The organism is Asticcacaulis endophyticus, assembly GCF_014652575.1.
GTDB classification, from domain to species: domain Bacteria; phylum Pseudomonadota; class Alphaproteobacteria; order Caulobacterales; family Caulobacteraceae; genus Asticcacaulis; species Asticcacaulis endophyticus.
Window position 1 is genome coordinate 425480 of record NZ_BMZB01000001.1, and the last position, 13069, is coordinate 438548.

Genomic DNA, 13069 nt, shown 5'->3' on the forward strand with positions numbered 1-13069 from the left:
CGGTTAAGACGGCCTATAGACTGTCTTGGTGCGCCCTTTAAGTACTTTTTGTGACAGTTTTATAACATGCGTCACAAATGGCCGTGATTAGTCCTAAAATGCCGAAACTAAGCTCAACCTGTGTGTTTCAGGTCATCATTCAGCAGGCGCGGCCCGACCGGAATTTGTCCGTAAACCGACTTTTGCGGGAAATAGGCACTGAAGGCCGTAAAGGTTCTGATCTCATTGACAGGCAGGCTGGCTACACGTTCTGATTTTTGGCCCTCTGCGCTGGCTTGCGCTTCGCTTGCCACGCTTTCGACCACTAGCCCGCCACGGTGGCGGCTGATGATGTGCTTGACGATGGCAAGACCGAGCCCCGTGCCCAGCTTATTGCCGCTTTTCTGGCCCTCAACGCGGTAAAACCGCTCAGCCAGACGCGGCAGGAACTCACGCCGGATACCGGGACCATGATCGCGCACCCGCACCACCGTGTAGACATCATTCAACTGCCGGTCAGGACGCAACAGCATCAGACGCGATGCCTGCCCCTCAGCCGGCGCGGAGGCTTGTGGCAAGGCCTGATCGAGCAGAACCTCAATCTCAACGACCGAGCCTTCGGGCGCGTATTTAAGGGCATTGTCGGTCAGGTTCTGGACGACCTGCAATATCTGATCGCGATCGCCAATGACGGGGAACAGACCGGGTTTGGGGGCGGTGACCGAAATCGCCACGCCTTTTTCCTGCGCCAGTATGGTCAGAGAATCGACCACATCCTTAACCGCCAGAGGAATATCAGCCTCCCCCGTCGGCGGCACATGCTCATTCATTTCAATCCGGCTGAGCGACAGCAAATCATTGATCAGCCTGCCCATGCGGTCAGCCTGAGCCGCCATAATACTGAGGAACTTATCGCGCGCGCCTTCGTCGTCCTTGGCGTGACCACGCAGGGTATCGATAAAACCTGACAGGGACGCCAGCGGGGTGCGCAGCTCATGGCTGGCATTGGCCAGAAAATCGGCACGCATCCGTTCAATCCGGCGCACATCGGTTTCATCGCGCATAACCATCAAGGCCAGACGCTTACCCGTGCCTTCGACCGGCAGGGGCGATGTCCACGACTGCCAGAACCGGTCCTGCGCACCGCCGGTTTCATCAAACAGGGTCGAGCGGCTGACATTGCCAAACAGGGCCTCATCGACCGCTTCGAGCAGTTCAGGATTACGGATATAGGACACCAAAAGCCCGCCTTCACGCTCCATGCGGAACAGCTTCATGGCCGCTTTGTTAGCAAACACCACCCAGCGTCCGGCGATATCATCGGGTTCAAGCCCGGAGACCACCAGAACCGGGTCCGGCATGGCGCGCAGCACTTCCTGAAACGACGGGCCTTCGGGCTGAACCTTGACGCGGATTTCCTGAGCGGGCTTGGCCGCCTGCACCTCAAGATAGGTCTGAAGGCGCGAGTAACAACTGATCAGGCCGTACGCCACAAGGATCAGCGACGCCCAGGCCGTATAGGGCTGAAAATCAGGAATAGCGGCCATGATAATAAGGCCCGCAAACGCAAGGATCGCGCCCAGCGGGACATAGTGTTTGGCGGGCGGTTTATAGTCCGGCATGGCTTATCCGAAAAGACTTTCCTTACACGGATCACAGTACGCCAGATGAAACGAAAAATCCGTAAACTTCGCCTAACCTGATTCTGCGACAGGCTTATGACAATCTCAGGTCACGTCTGACACAAACTTTAAACCCAAGGTCGAGGAGCGGTAACACAACAACGGATAGAGATTTTCGAGGAAAAATGGTTCCTGAGCAGGCGCTAAGCGACGGCTGTATATGAATACAGCCTAAGCTTTGCAACGCACTCAGGGGCGATTTAGCCCGAAAATCAGGGGCGGGTTTGGCCGGTTCCGCGTACTTGATATTTAAAGGTGGTGAGTTGCTCTGCACCCACCGGCCCGCGCGCGTGCATCCGGCCGGTGGCAATGCCGATTTCCGCCCCCAGCCCAAACTCGCCTCCATCAGCAAACTGGGTCGAGGCGTTCCACAGCACGATGGCGCTGTCGACCGAGTTCAGAAACAGCTCCGCAGCCTCGGCGTTTTCAGTGATGATGCACTCGGTATGTTCGGTGCCATAGGTTTTGATGTGATCCATAGCCTGATGGATGTCATCGACCACCCGTACCGACAGGACGGTATCGAGATATTCGGTTTTCCAATCCTCTTCGGTCGCCGCATCCATCGCGAAAATAGCTTGCGCCGCCGCATCGCCTTTAAGGGTGCAACCAGCATCCACCAGTGCTTGCGCAATCTTTGGCAGCAGGTCAGCCGCCACCGCCTTGTCGATCAGCAAGGTCTCGGTCGCGCCACACACCGACACCCGCCGCATCTTGGCGTTCAGCGTCAGCGCCACCGCCTTATCGGGATGGGCATCGGCATGGACATAGGTATGGTTGAGCCCTTCGAGGTGGCTCAGGACGGGTGCGCGCGCATCGGCCTGTACCCGCGCGACCAGTGACTTGCCGCCCCGCGGAATGATCAGGCTGACCGCCCCGTCCAGCCCGCCAAGGATCAGCCCGACCGCATCGCGATCCGACACGGGCACAAGCTGGATTGCGGTCTTGGGCAGGCCTGCCGCGACCAGCCCGTCTTCGATAGCTGCAAAGATCGCCAGCGCCGATTGCAGAGCCTCAGAGCCTGAACGCAAAATTGCACCATTGGCCGAGCGGATGCACAGGGCCGCGGCGTCTGCCGTCACGTTGGGGCGGGACTCATAGATTATAGCAATCACGCCAATGGGGGTCGAGACACGGGCGATATCAAGCCCGTTCGGGCGGCTCCAGCGCGCCAGTTCACGCCCGACCGGATCGGGCAGTGCAGCAACCTCTTCCAAACCCTTGGCCATCGCTTCGACGCGGTCATCATTGAGCACAAGGCGTTCAATCATCGCCTTAGTGATACCCTTGGTGGCGGCAGCGGCCTGATCGGCTTGGTTGGCAGCGAGGATTTCGTCCTTACGGGCGCGGATAGACTTGGCGGCCTCAAGGATGGCTTTCGTGCGAACCTCCGGCCCGGCCAGACGCAGAGCCTCGGCGCCTTCCTTGGCGGCTCCGGCCATATAGGCCATCAGGTCTTTCAAAGGCATTTCACTCATGGTCGTTCGCTCTCAGATAAAAGCCATATTATCGCGGTGAATGATAACGTCACCGGCCGTGTACCCCAGCAGCCCTTCGATCTCTTTCGACGGTCGGCCCTTGATCAGGCGGATTTCGTCAGCCCCATAGGCGACAATTCCACGCGCATGTTCGCACCCGTTCACACCCAATATGGAGATGCTGTCGCCCTTGTCAAAGCTGCCGTGCACCTCAACGATACCCGACGGCAGCAGGCTCTTACCGGATTTCAGCGCCGCCACCGCCCCGTCATCGAGCACGACCTCACCCGCTGGCACAACCGTGCCCGCAATCCAGGCCTTATAGGCGGCGGTGACCGAGCTTTGCGCCCGGATGAGGGTAAACTTCGCGCCTGATCCTAGTGCCGACAAAGGCCGCAGCATGGCCCCGTAAGCAATGGTGGTCGAACAACCTGCCGAGCCCGCGATCCTTGCCGCCGCGATCTTGGTCGCCATGCCGCCGGTGCCAACGCCCGCCGACGTATTGGCCCCACCGGCCATAGCCTCGATGTCGGCATCGAGCTTTTCGACCAGCGGAATATGGCGGGCCTCCGGGTTTTTGCGCGGATCGGCGGTATAAAGCCCGTCAATATCCGACAGCAAAATCAGGGCTTCGGACTGCACCAGTTGCGCGGCTCGCGCGGCCAATCGGTCATTGTCACCATAGCGGATTTCTTCGGTCACGACCGTGTCGTTTTCGTTGACGATCGGCACGCACCCCAGATCAAACAGGGTCTCAATCGTCGCGCGCGCATTGAGCCAGCGCCGGCGTTTTTCAGTATCTTCGCGGGTTAGCAGCACCTGCGCGGTCTTGAGGCCCAGTTCGTTGAACACGCCTTCCCAGGCCTGCATCAGACGGGGTTGCCCGACCGCCGCTGCCGCCTGTTTCTGATCCAGCCTAAGACGCGAGCCTGTGAGGCCCAGATAGCGCCGCCCCAGCGCGCCAGCACCGGAAGAGACGATCATGACCTGCTTGCCCTCACGCATCAGGGCGGCCACATCCTGCGCCATACCGCGCATCCAGTCGATGTCAGCCTCACCGGTCTCGGCATTAACCACCAGCGCCGAGCCGATCTTAACCGTCAGACGGCGGGCCTTAAGCAAGGGCTCAGGCAAGGTCAGGACTTCGGTTTTTGCGGCCATGACGGTCATAAATGTCTTTTCTCAGACAGCTTAAAGTGTTAGGGCGTGCCCGACTTAAAATCGGTTGCGGGACTTCTAATTCGTGACAGCCCTTAAGTGAAGCCTTTTCGCTTAAAATCGAAAAACTTACCCTCAAAGCGGTATCCATTGGAACCATTTTGCGAGTTACGGCTTTTAATCCGGCTGGATGGGCGAATTTCACCCCTACAAAGACCAAAGGTACAGGCTTTTGACGATGAACTATATCGGTACGCGCGGCTTTCACAATCATCGCACCTTTGCGGGTGCCCTGCTGGATGGTCTGGCCCCCGATGGAGGGCTTTATGTGCCGCAAAGCTGGCCAAGCCTTGATGCCGCAGAGCTGGCGACCGCCGCTAAAGGCGATTACGGGGTCCTGACCGAAAAGCTGCTGACCCTGTTCGGCGTCGATGTGCTGGGCGCTGAGGCGGTAAAAGCCGCTGCCGCCAAGACCAAGGCCGCGTTTTTGCGCAATGGCGAAACGCCGTTGACGCAGGTTGAGGACAATCTGTGGATTCTGGAGTTGTGGCACGGCCCGACCCTGGCCTTCAAAGACATGGCCATGCAGATGATCGCGCCTTTGACCGATGCCGCCCTGTCGCAGCGCGGCGAAAAGCTGACACTGGTTACGGCCACGTCCGGCGATACGGGCGCTGCCGCCGTGCGCGCCTTTGCCGGTTCCGCGCATGTCCGGCTGGTGGTGTTCCATCCGCTCGGCCGCGTCTCCCCGGTGCAGCGTTTGCAGATGACGACGGTTGAGGCCGACAACGTGCTCAATATCGGCGTCGAAGGCGATTTCGACGACTGCCAGCGTTTTGTGAAGCAGCTTCTGGGCGAAGCCTCCCTCAAAGAAACCGGCCTGATCTCCAGCGTCAATTCGATCAACTGGGGCCGCCTGCTGGGTCAGGTGCCGTACTATCTGGCCGCCGCCGCAGCATCGGGTGCTGATCATCCTGAATTTGTGGTGCCGACCGGCAATTTCGGGGATGCCTTTGCCGGCTGGGCCGGACGCAAGATCGGCGCCAATGTCGGCCATCTGCACGCCGCCGTAAACTCGAACGATGCCCTTAGTCAGGCCATCAATACCGGCCGCTATGTCCGCCATCAGGCCACACCGACCGCCAGCGTGTCCATGGACGTTCAGGCCCCGTCGAACTTTGAGCGTCTGGTGTTTGAAGCCTCCGGCCGTGAGGGTGCCGCCACTAAGGCGCTGTTCGACACCTTTGCCGCCGATGGTGACGTCACCTTGTCGGCAGACATGCAGTCGGCCTTAAAAGCCGAGGTTTCCGCCTCAACCGTGTCGGAAGAGACGACCAAAAAGACCATCAAACACGCCTATGATGCCTGGGGTCAGGTCATCTGCCCTCATACCGCCGTGGCGGTGGCTGCGGCACTGGAACGTAAATCGGGTAAGCCGATCATCGCGCTGTCGACCGCCCATGCCGCCAAGTTCCCGGAATTTGTCACTGAGGCTTTAGGCTTCGCCCCCGAAGTCCCCGAAGCCATTCAGGTGCTTTATGGCCGCAAGGAAACCATAACCCCGATCAAGAACGACTACGCCGCCGCCCTTGCGGCGGTTAAGGGGTTTGTGGGTTAATCGGCCTCCCACCATAATTCAGGGTGAGTATCTAGCCAGACCTTGGCACGACGTTCACCTTCGGCCTCATCGTCTTCGGTTGCAGGTACGTCTTTAACATCTGCAAACCTGCAGCATGGTTTGAAATGCGGATATCGCTGTGACAATAAAAACCACTTATGGGCTTCGGCAAGGTCTTTAAGCACAAATCGCCCTTTTTCGTAGTAGTCACTCAGAAAAAATTGGTGGATTGGATACCCTTTTTCGGCTGCCGCCGCCGTCCACCTGAAAGCCCGCGCTTCATGTTCCTCAAGCGCCGAGCCCGTAAGTTCCTTATCGTCACCAATAGTGATAAAAAACTCTTGCGCACTAACGCTTCCTTTGGCGGCGGCGCGCTCAAAAAGATCTTCTATTTCGGCACTTCCAGTTGAATCGTTGCTGTATAGAATTATGGCCAATAAGGTCATACCGTGGGCATTTCCCTGATCTGCCGACTTCTTTAGCCAGAACATTGATTGCTCATCATTCTGCGCTACATGAACACCGGATCGGTAAAGCCAAGCTAACCGCCACTGTGCGTCGGCATCCCCTTTTTCAGCCAACGTCCTCACACGGTTATACATTTCATCAAAGCTGACGACATTGAGGCCATAGACGTAAATCGCCTTTAGATCATATATCGCCCCAGGGTCTCCTTGTTTGGCAGCCTTCAGTTTCCACTCATAGGCAGACCTGTAATCACGGCCTATGACATCACTGGTTTCATAGATACCGGCTAAAAGATATTGAGCCGTCGGATCGCCTTGTTGTGCGGATTTACTGAACCAATAGAAGGCTTCCTGATCATCTCTCGGTAATTTATCGTCGAAAAAGAAAAGTTGACCCAAGGTTGTTTGGGCTTCGCTATTTCCCGCCTCCCCAGCCTTCTCCAACCAAGGCAATGCTTTCTGCATATCTACCTTTGGGCCCAGGCCATAGGCATACGCGCTCCCAAGCGTTACCATCGCTTGAACATTTCCAGCTTCGGCTTGTTTTCTCAGTTCGCGGATATCACGCGACGTATAATTTATGGATGTAGCGAATGATGGCTCAGATAACGCCGAGAATATAAAGCCAAATATGGCCAGCGTTACGGTTATAAATTTTGTCATCAGCGCCCCCCTATCGAATAGGTGAGGCTAACACGGCTCAGAAATATTCAAACCCAGATTTTACCGCCCGGTGGTAATCCAGACGGCGGTAAAAGGCTTCCGGGTCCTTCGGTTTAACCACCCATGACGGGTCGTGATTGAGCAGGTCATAGAGCCGCGTCAGGGTAAAGCGCACGGCTGATCCGCGCGCAAACAGTGGCAGGGCTTCAACCTCGGCATCGCTCAACGGCCGCTCAGCGTGATAAGCCTTGGCAAAGGCCGAAATCATCTCCGGCATGGCCTGCCCGCCCGGTGTAAAGCCCCAGGCATTGAGGCTGACCGCCAGATCATAGGCGTAGAAATCGGTGCAGGCATAGTAATAGTCGATGACGCCGGTGACATGGCCGTCATCGTTCATCAGCACATTGTCGGTGAAATAATCGGCATGGATAGCACCGCTTTCCAGCGCACCGGGCTTGGGCCACACGCCGTTCAGGAAATACAGTTCCTTGCGGAAATCCTCTAAGATCGCCATCGCCCGCACCGACTGACCGGCCTTGGGTTCACAGCGCGCGATCAGGTGCGGCCACGCCGCGATCCCCATCGAATTTTCGCGCGTTTGCGCAAAATCCGCCCCCACCTTATGCAGTTTGGCCAGATATTCACCGGCAGAGGCCGCATGGCGCGTATCAGGATTGCGCGGCCAGCGTCCGGGCAGCCATTTGATCAACGCCGCTTTTCGACCCGACACCTCACCAATGGTTTCACCGGATGTCATGATCGCAGGCCCCGGCGCCGGATAGCCCTTGCGATCCAGATGCAGGGTATAGTCCATGAAATAGGGCAGATCATCAATCGGCGTGGCCGCCTCAAACAGCGTCAGGGCATAGAGGCCCGTCGTCGTTTCGACCTTGAAATTGGTGTTGGAAACCCCCTCTTCGATCCCTTCAAGGTGGATCAGGTCGCCGATATCATACTGGCTGAGATAGGCTCTGGCCTCTTCCAAAGATACGGGCGTAAAGACGGCCATGAGCCTTATGGTTCCTCTGTTTGTTTCGCCAAGCTATAGGGGAGGCGATGCGCGAAGAACAACCATTTTTGCTGATGCGATGCGTAAAAATTCCTGATTAGGCGCAGGTTTTCCTGCGAACGGTTTTCAATGCGCTTGTCTTAAGGCCGCAGAACCACTAAACCCCGCCATTAGAAACTATCGCTTGGGCTGTCATCAGCCTTTGATTAAAGAGACACTCGAAAAACCATCACCCTCAAAGGGAGCGCCGTCTTGTCACCATCGCAAAAGCCCGCAGCCTCCGTCATCGACCTGATCGGCAACACGCCCCTGATCCGCCTGAAGGCGGCGTCGGAAGCCACCGGCTGTGAGATTCTGGGTAAGGCCGAGTTCCTCAACCCCGGTCAGTCGATCAAGGATCGCGCCGCCCTGTGGATCATCCGCGAAGCTGAGGCCAAGGGATTGTTGCGCCCCGGCGGCACCATTGTCGAAGGCACGGCCGGTAATACCGGCATCGGGCTGGCTACCGTCGCCAATGCTTTGGGCTATAAGACCGTCATCGTCATCCCGCGCACCCAGTCTCAGGAAAAGAAGGACGCCATCAAGCTTTTGGGCGCTGAACTGATCGAAGTTGATGCCGTGCCCTATTCTAACCCGGACAACTATGTGCGCTATTCCGGCCGTCTAGCCGAAGAGTTAGCCGCCAAGACCCCGGAAGGGGCCATCTGGGCCAACCAATTTGACAATGTCGCCAACCGTCAGGCCCATATCGACGCCACCGGCCCCGAAGTGTGGGCGCAGACCGAGGGCAAGATCGACGGCTTTATCTGCGCGGTCGGATCGGGCGGTACGCTGGCGGGCATGAGCCTTTACCTTAAAGCGCAAAACCCCGACATCAAGATCGGTCTGGCCGATCCGCTGGGGGCAGCCCTCTATAGCTATTACACCACCGGCGAGCTGAAATCCGAAGGCTCTTCCATCACTGAAGGCGTGGGCCAGGGCCGCATTACCGCAAACCTGGAAGGCGCTGTGATCGACCATGCCTATCAGATCAGCGATGAGGAATGGTTGCCAATCGTGTTTGATCTGGTGCAAAACGAAGGTCTGGTCATGGGCGGCTCAACCGCGCTCAATATCGCCGGTGCGATTCGTCTGGCCAAGGATCTGGGCCCGGGCAAGACCATAGTCACCATCCTGTGTGACTATGGCAACCGTTATGCCTCAAAGATTTTTAACCCGGAATTCCTGCGCAGTAAAAACCTGCCGGTACCGGCGTGGCTGGCCTAAAATGTCAGATGTCCTGCGCCGCGAACACAGGCTTATCAAAGCCGCCGAGCGAGGGGTTACCCTCGTCTCTAGCTTGCGCGCGCAACCAGTCCATGAAGCGCGTCTGGGCCTGCGAGGGTTCTCTGGACTGCGGCCACACCAGATAATAGCCGTAGGAAATCGGGCTGAAATCCTCACCAAACAGGGCCTGCAACCGTCCGGCCTTGAGATCGGCCTCGGCAATGGTGCGCTTGGCCAAAGCCACGCCACGACCCGCCACGGCGGCTTCGATGACCATATGGCTCTGGTTAAAACGCGGACCGCGCGACGCATCAACACCCTCAACCTTATGGGCCTTAAACCACATCGGCCAGTCGGGGCAGGTCGGATCAGTCTCAAAGCCGACATCGTGCAGCAGGACGTGGTTGCTCAGGTCTTCGGGCTTGCGGATCGGGGCGGCATCGTACAAGAGCGGCGAGCAGACCGGCAAAACGCCTTCTTCCAGCAGATGCTCGACATTCACCCCCTGATAGTTGCCGTGGCCGTAGCGGATGGCCAGATCAACGTCAGAGGTGGCGAAATCAGTCGTGGTCATGTCGGCGCTGACCCAGACATCGACATCGGGATTTTCGGCGTTAAAATCGCTCAGGCGCGGCATCAGCCATTTGGCGGCAAAGCTTGGGGCAACCGAAATTGTCACCCGGCCCTTTTGCTGCACCTGTTTCATCAGGCGCGTCGCCTCGAACATCTTCTCGAACGCTTCCTTGAGGATCAGGGCCGACGCCTTACCCGCATCGGACAACACAACTCTGCGGCCGTCACGCACGAAGAGTTCAACACCGACATGATCCTCCAGCAGACGAATCTGCTGAGAGACCGCACCGGGGGTCACAAACAGTTCTTCCGCCGCGTGCTTAAAGCTTTCGTGGCGGGCGGCGGCTTCAAATACCCGAAGCGCCGACAATGGCGGCAAACGATCGCGCGACATAGCAAATCCATCAACAAATCTAACCCGACACCCTATATAGGGTTCGGCACGGTTTAAAAATACTAATCTTACAGAGTGATTGCCAAATCCTGAAGGCGGTTTGGAAATCGCTTCGCCCTTTGAGTTAGCCTATCGGAGACGAATATGAGCCACGCAGACCTGATCGCATCGCTGGACGTGCTGGAAGCCGGACAATCCTGGACCACCGACGTCATTATCATTGGCGCGGGCCCCGTCGGATTGTTTAGCGTTTTTGAACTGGGCCTGCTCGATATCAAGGCCCATCTGGTCGATATTCTGGATAAGCCGGGCGGTCAGTGCGCCGAGCTTTATCCGGAAAAGCCGATCTATGACATTCCCGCCTGGCCGATCATCAGCGGCAGCGACCTGACCGACCGTCTGCTGGAGCAAATCGCACCGTTTGGTGCGAAATATCACTTCAACGAAATGGCTGTGGCGATCGAAAAGGTCGAGCAGGATGACGGCACAATCAAGTGGAAACTGACCACCGATCAGGGCACGACGATTGAGGCCCGTTGCATCATCATCGCCGCCGGTGGCGGCTCATTCCAGCCGAAAAAGCCCCCGATCCCCGGCATTGACGGCTTTGAAAACCTGGGCGCCGGTAAGGGCGTGCACTATGCCGTCCGCAAGATGGAAGCCTTCCGCGGCAAGCGCATTGTCATCTCCGGTGGTGGTGATTCCGCCCTCGACTGGACGGTCAACCTCGCCAATGTGGCCGAACGCATCACCCTCGTTCACCGCCGCGACGACTTCCGCGCCGCACCTCATACGGTAGCACAGATGCGCCAGTTGGTCGCCGACGGCAAGATGGATCTCGTGATCGGTCAGGCGACTGCCCTCAAGGGTGAAACCGGCCACAACCTCGAAGCCATCACGATTGAGGACAATGACGGCAATGAACTGCACATCGATGCCGATGCCTTCCTGCCGTTCTTTGGCCTGACCATGAAGCTTGGGCCCGTCGCGGAATTTGGCCTCAACCTGCACGAAAACCTGATCCCGGTGGACACCGAAAAGTTCGAGACCTCAACCAAGCAGGTCTTTGCCATCGGCGACATCAACTACTATCCGGGCAAGCTCAAGCTGATCCTGTCCGGCTTCCACGAGGCCGCCCTGATGTCGCAGCAGGCCTTCCGCTACGTCTATCCGGAAAAGAAACTGCGCTTCCAGTACACGACCTCGTCATCGGAACTGCAAAAGAAAATGGGCGTGAAGTAGCAGCGTCGCGCTCAAGAAGCGTACGGGGCCGCCCATGCGGCGTTAGCGCAAGCTAAACACTTCTCCTCCCCTGTTTACGGGGGAGGGGGACCCCGAAGGGGTGGAGGGGGCAAGCCACACAAACGGGATTTGCCCACAGCTTTCAGATTCGCTAACCTCCGCCAAAACAGGAGGAAACCATGCTACACACCGGAAGTTGCCATTGCGGCAAGATCAGTTTCGAGGTTGAGGGCGATTTCAAGGACGCCATCGATTGCAATTGCTCCTATTGTCGCAGGCGCGGCAGCCTGCTGGCCTTTGTCGCTAAGGATGCGCTTCATCTCAAAACCGATCCGGCTGATATCGAAACCTACCGTTTCAACACAATGAAAATCGCCCATAATTTCTGCAAGGTGTGCGGCGTCGAACCCTACGGCGAAGGCACGGCCCCCGATGGCAAGCCGATGGTCGCGGTTAACTTACGCTGCCTGCCCGATGTTGATTTTGATAAATTGACCATCAATAAGTGGAACGGCGCCGAACATTAGGTCATTCTGTCAGTATCTGACGGGAGGCACGCATGGGCACGGTCGAGCAGGCGCTGGAAACCCAGCTTTCAAATATCGAAAAAAAGACGGGTAAATCCCGCACGGCCCTGATGGCGGACATCACCGCATCTGGCAAAACTAAGCACGGCGACATCGTCGCCTGGCTGAAATCAGGTTATGGGCTGGGTCATGGCGACGCCAACACCCTGACCCACTTTAGCTTACGTGGTGGTACGTTTGAGGCACCGGAAAATGCCGCCGCCGATGATGTGCTGGATGCCATCTATAAGGACAAAAAGGCCCACCAGCGCCCGATCCACGAAGCCCTGATGGCCGCGATTAGCGGCTTTGGTGAGTTCGAAATCGCGTCCAAACAGGGCTATGTCTCCCTGCGCCGCAAAAAACAATTCGCTATGCTGGGCCCCAAGACCAATGATCGTTTTGAACTGGGCCTGAACCTGAAAGAGGCGATTGATGATCCCCGCGTCAAAGCCTTGCCGCCCGGCGGCATGTGTCAATATGTCGTGCCGCTGACCGAGGCGGCGCAGATCGATGACAGCCTGATGGCCATCGTCAAACGCGCTTATGATGCCGCAGGTTAGCCGCAATAGGGCCTAATTGTTCCTTTATTTGCACTGCACTATATCTGTGTACTGTATAATTTGCGCGCATCTTACCCTAAAACCGATAACACTTTTAGGGATGCGCTTTGTAAATATCGGAGGCGTATCATGCTCCACTTAGGCGCGGCCCATTTCGGCGACATTAATTTTGACCTGTCGGGTCTGAGCGGCAGTAAAGACAATTGCACCTGCGCCCTTTGCCAGCGTAAATCCGCACAACATCCGCTTAAAGTCGCCTTGCCACTTATTGAAGCGCCGGATGATGCCCGCGAATTTGGCCGCCACCCGCTTCAGCATTACTTCTGTACAACGGCGGATACAAATCTCCCCGATGCTAACGATGCCGCTCTGTCACCGGAGTTTGATTTCGCCCTCAGCGCCAAACGGTGA

At 57.3% G+C, this 13069-nt stretch carries 12 protein-coding genes; 6 read left to right on the forward strand and 6 right to left on the reverse strand.

Annotation, left to right across the window (positions count from 1 at the left end; translation table 11 throughout):
- Positions 1-113: 113 nt before the first annotated feature.
- The 3 genes from IE102_RS01990 to proB all read right to left on the reverse strand — a co-directional run bounded on the left by IE102_RS01990 (position 114) and on the right by proB (position 4309).
- The gene (locus IE102_RS01990; RefSeq protein WP_189484696.1) at positions 114-1601 is read right to left on the reverse strand and encodes a sensor histidine kinase; all 1488 of its coding nucleotides are present in this window, start codon (positions 1599-1601) and stop codon (positions 114-116) included.
- A 272-nt stretch (positions 1602-1873) separates the two neighbouring features.
- Positions 1874-3139 (reverse strand): glutamate-5-semialdehyde dehydrogenase, encoded by a 1266-nt coding sequence (locus IE102_RS01995; protein ID WP_189484697.1) that lies wholly within the window; start codon positions 3137-3139, stop codon positions 1874-1876.
- A 12-nt stretch (positions 3140-3151) separates the two neighbouring features.
- Entirely contained in the window at positions 3152-4309 is a 1158-nt protein-coding gene (gene proB, locus IE102_RS02000; protein WP_189484698.1) for a glutamate 5-kinase, read from the reverse strand.
- A 226-nt stretch (positions 4310-4535) separates the two neighbouring features.
- Between proB and thrC the strand changes: the two genes are divergently transcribed.
- Positions 4536-5915, forward strand: a complete 1380-nt coding sequence (thrC, locus tag IE102_RS02005; protein ID WP_189484699.1) for a threonine synthase — start codon at positions 4536-4538, stop codon at positions 5913-5915.
- Here thrC and IE102_RS02010 read toward each other — a convergent pair.
- Together IE102_RS02010 and IE102_RS02015 are read right to left on the reverse strand one after the other, a co-directional pair.
- Positions 5912-7045, reverse strand: a complete 1134-nt coding sequence (locus IE102_RS02010) for a tetratricopeptide repeat protein (protein ID WP_189484700.1) — start codon at positions 7043-7045, stop codon at positions 5912-5914. The two genes, thrC and IE102_RS02010, sit on opposite strands and share 4 nt — an antisense overlap.
- Before the next feature lie 37 nt (positions 7046-7082).
- Positions 7083-8054 carry a homoserine kinase gene (locus tag IE102_RS02015; protein ID WP_189484701.1) on the reverse strand — a complete coding sequence of 324 codons (972 nt, stop codon included), beginning with the start codon at positions 8052-8054 and terminating at the stop codon, positions 7083-7085.
- Positions 8055-8306: 252 nt separating this feature from the next.
- Between IE102_RS02015 and IE102_RS02020 the strand changes: the two genes are divergently transcribed.
- Positions 8307-9320 carry a cysteine synthase A gene (locus IE102_RS02020; RefSeq protein WP_189484702.1) on the forward strand — a complete coding sequence of 338 codons (1014 nt, stop codon included), beginning with the start codon at positions 8307-8309 and terminating at the stop codon, positions 9318-9320.
- Between the two features lie 4 nt (positions 9321-9324).
- On the opposite strand, the gene gcvA is transcribed toward IE102_RS02020, so the two are convergent.
- Positions 9325-10287, reverse strand: coding sequence for a transcriptional regulator GcvA (gcvA, locus tag IE102_RS02025; protein WP_189484703.1), 963 nt, complete (start codon positions 10285-10287; stop codon positions 9325-9327).
- Positions 10288-10431: 144 nt separating this feature from the next.
- Here gcvA and IE102_RS02030 point away from each other — a divergent pair, with 144 nt between their 5' ends.
- The 4 genes from IE102_RS02030 to IE102_RS02045 all read left to right on the forward strand — a co-directional run bounded on the left by IE102_RS02030 (position 10432) and on the right by IE102_RS02045 (position 13069).
- Positions 10432-11529, forward strand: coding sequence for an NAD(P)/FAD-dependent oxidoreductase (locus IE102_RS02030; RefSeq protein WP_189484704.1), 1098 nt, complete (start codon positions 10432-10434; stop codon positions 11527-11529).
- Positions 11530-11708: 179 nt separating this feature from the next.
- Positions 11709-12056: a GFA family protein gene (locus tag IE102_RS02035; protein ID WP_189484705.1), complete on the forward strand. Its 348-nt coding sequence runs from the start codon at positions 11709-11711 to the stop codon at positions 12054-12056.
- A gap of 32 nt (positions 12057-12088) precedes the next feature.
- Positions 12089-12658, forward strand: a complete 570-nt coding sequence (locus tag IE102_RS02040; RefSeq protein ID WP_189484706.1) for a DUF5655 domain-containing protein — start codon at positions 12089-12091, stop codon at positions 12656-12658.
- 129 nt (positions 12659-12787) lie between these two features.
- Complete coding sequence (locus IE102_RS02045) at positions 12788-13069, forward strand: hypothetical protein (protein WP_189484707.1); 282 nt, start codon at positions 12788-12790, stop codon at positions 13067-13069.

What these genes read in the sequence shown, in the direction of transcription:
- IE102_RS01990 (WP_189484696.1), bottom strand. Translation starts at nt 1,601, where the DNA reads ATGCCGGACTATAAACCGCCCGCCAAACACTATGTCCCGCTGGGCGCG.
- IE102_RS01995 (WP_189484697.1), bottom strand. Translation starts at nt 3,139, where the DNA reads ATGAGTGAAATGCCTTTGAAAGACCTGATGGCCTATATGGCCGGAGCC.
- proB (WP_189484698.1), bottom strand. Translation starts at nt 4,309, where the DNA reads ATGACCGTCATGGCCGCAAAAACCGAAGTCCTGACCTTGCCTGAGCCC.
- thrC (WP_189484699.1), top strand. Translation starts at nt 4,536, where the DNA reads ATGAACTATATCGGTACGCGCGGCTTTCACAATCATCGCACCTTTGCG.
- IE102_RS02010 (WP_189484700.1), bottom strand. Translation starts at nt 7,045, where the DNA reads ATGACAAAATTTATAACCGTAACGCTGGCCATATTTGGCTTTATATTC.
- IE102_RS02015 (WP_189484701.1), bottom strand. Translation starts at nt 8,054, where the DNA reads ATGGCCGTCTTTACGCCCGTATCTTTGGAAGAGGCCAGAGCCTATCTC.
- gcvA (WP_189484703.1), bottom strand. Translation starts at nt 10,287, where the DNA reads ATGTCGCGCGATCGTTTGCCGCCATTGTCGGCGCTTCGGGTATTTGAA.
- IE102_RS02030 (WP_189484704.1), top strand. Translation starts at nt 10,432, where the DNA reads ATGAGCCACGCAGACCTGATCGCATCGCTGGACGTGCTGGAAGCCGGA.
- IE102_RS02035 (WP_189484705.1), top strand. Translation starts at nt 11,709, where the DNA reads ATGCTACACACCGGAAGTTGCCATTGCGGCAAGATCAGTTTCGAGGTT.
- IE102_RS02040 (WP_189484706.1), top strand. Translation starts at nt 12,089, where the DNA reads ATGGGCACGGTCGAGCAGGCGCTGGAAACCCAGCTTTCAAATATCGAA.
- IE102_RS02045 (WP_189484707.1), top strand. Translation starts at nt 12,788, where the DNA reads ATGCTCCACTTAGGCGCGGCCCATTTCGGCGACATTAATTTTGACCTG.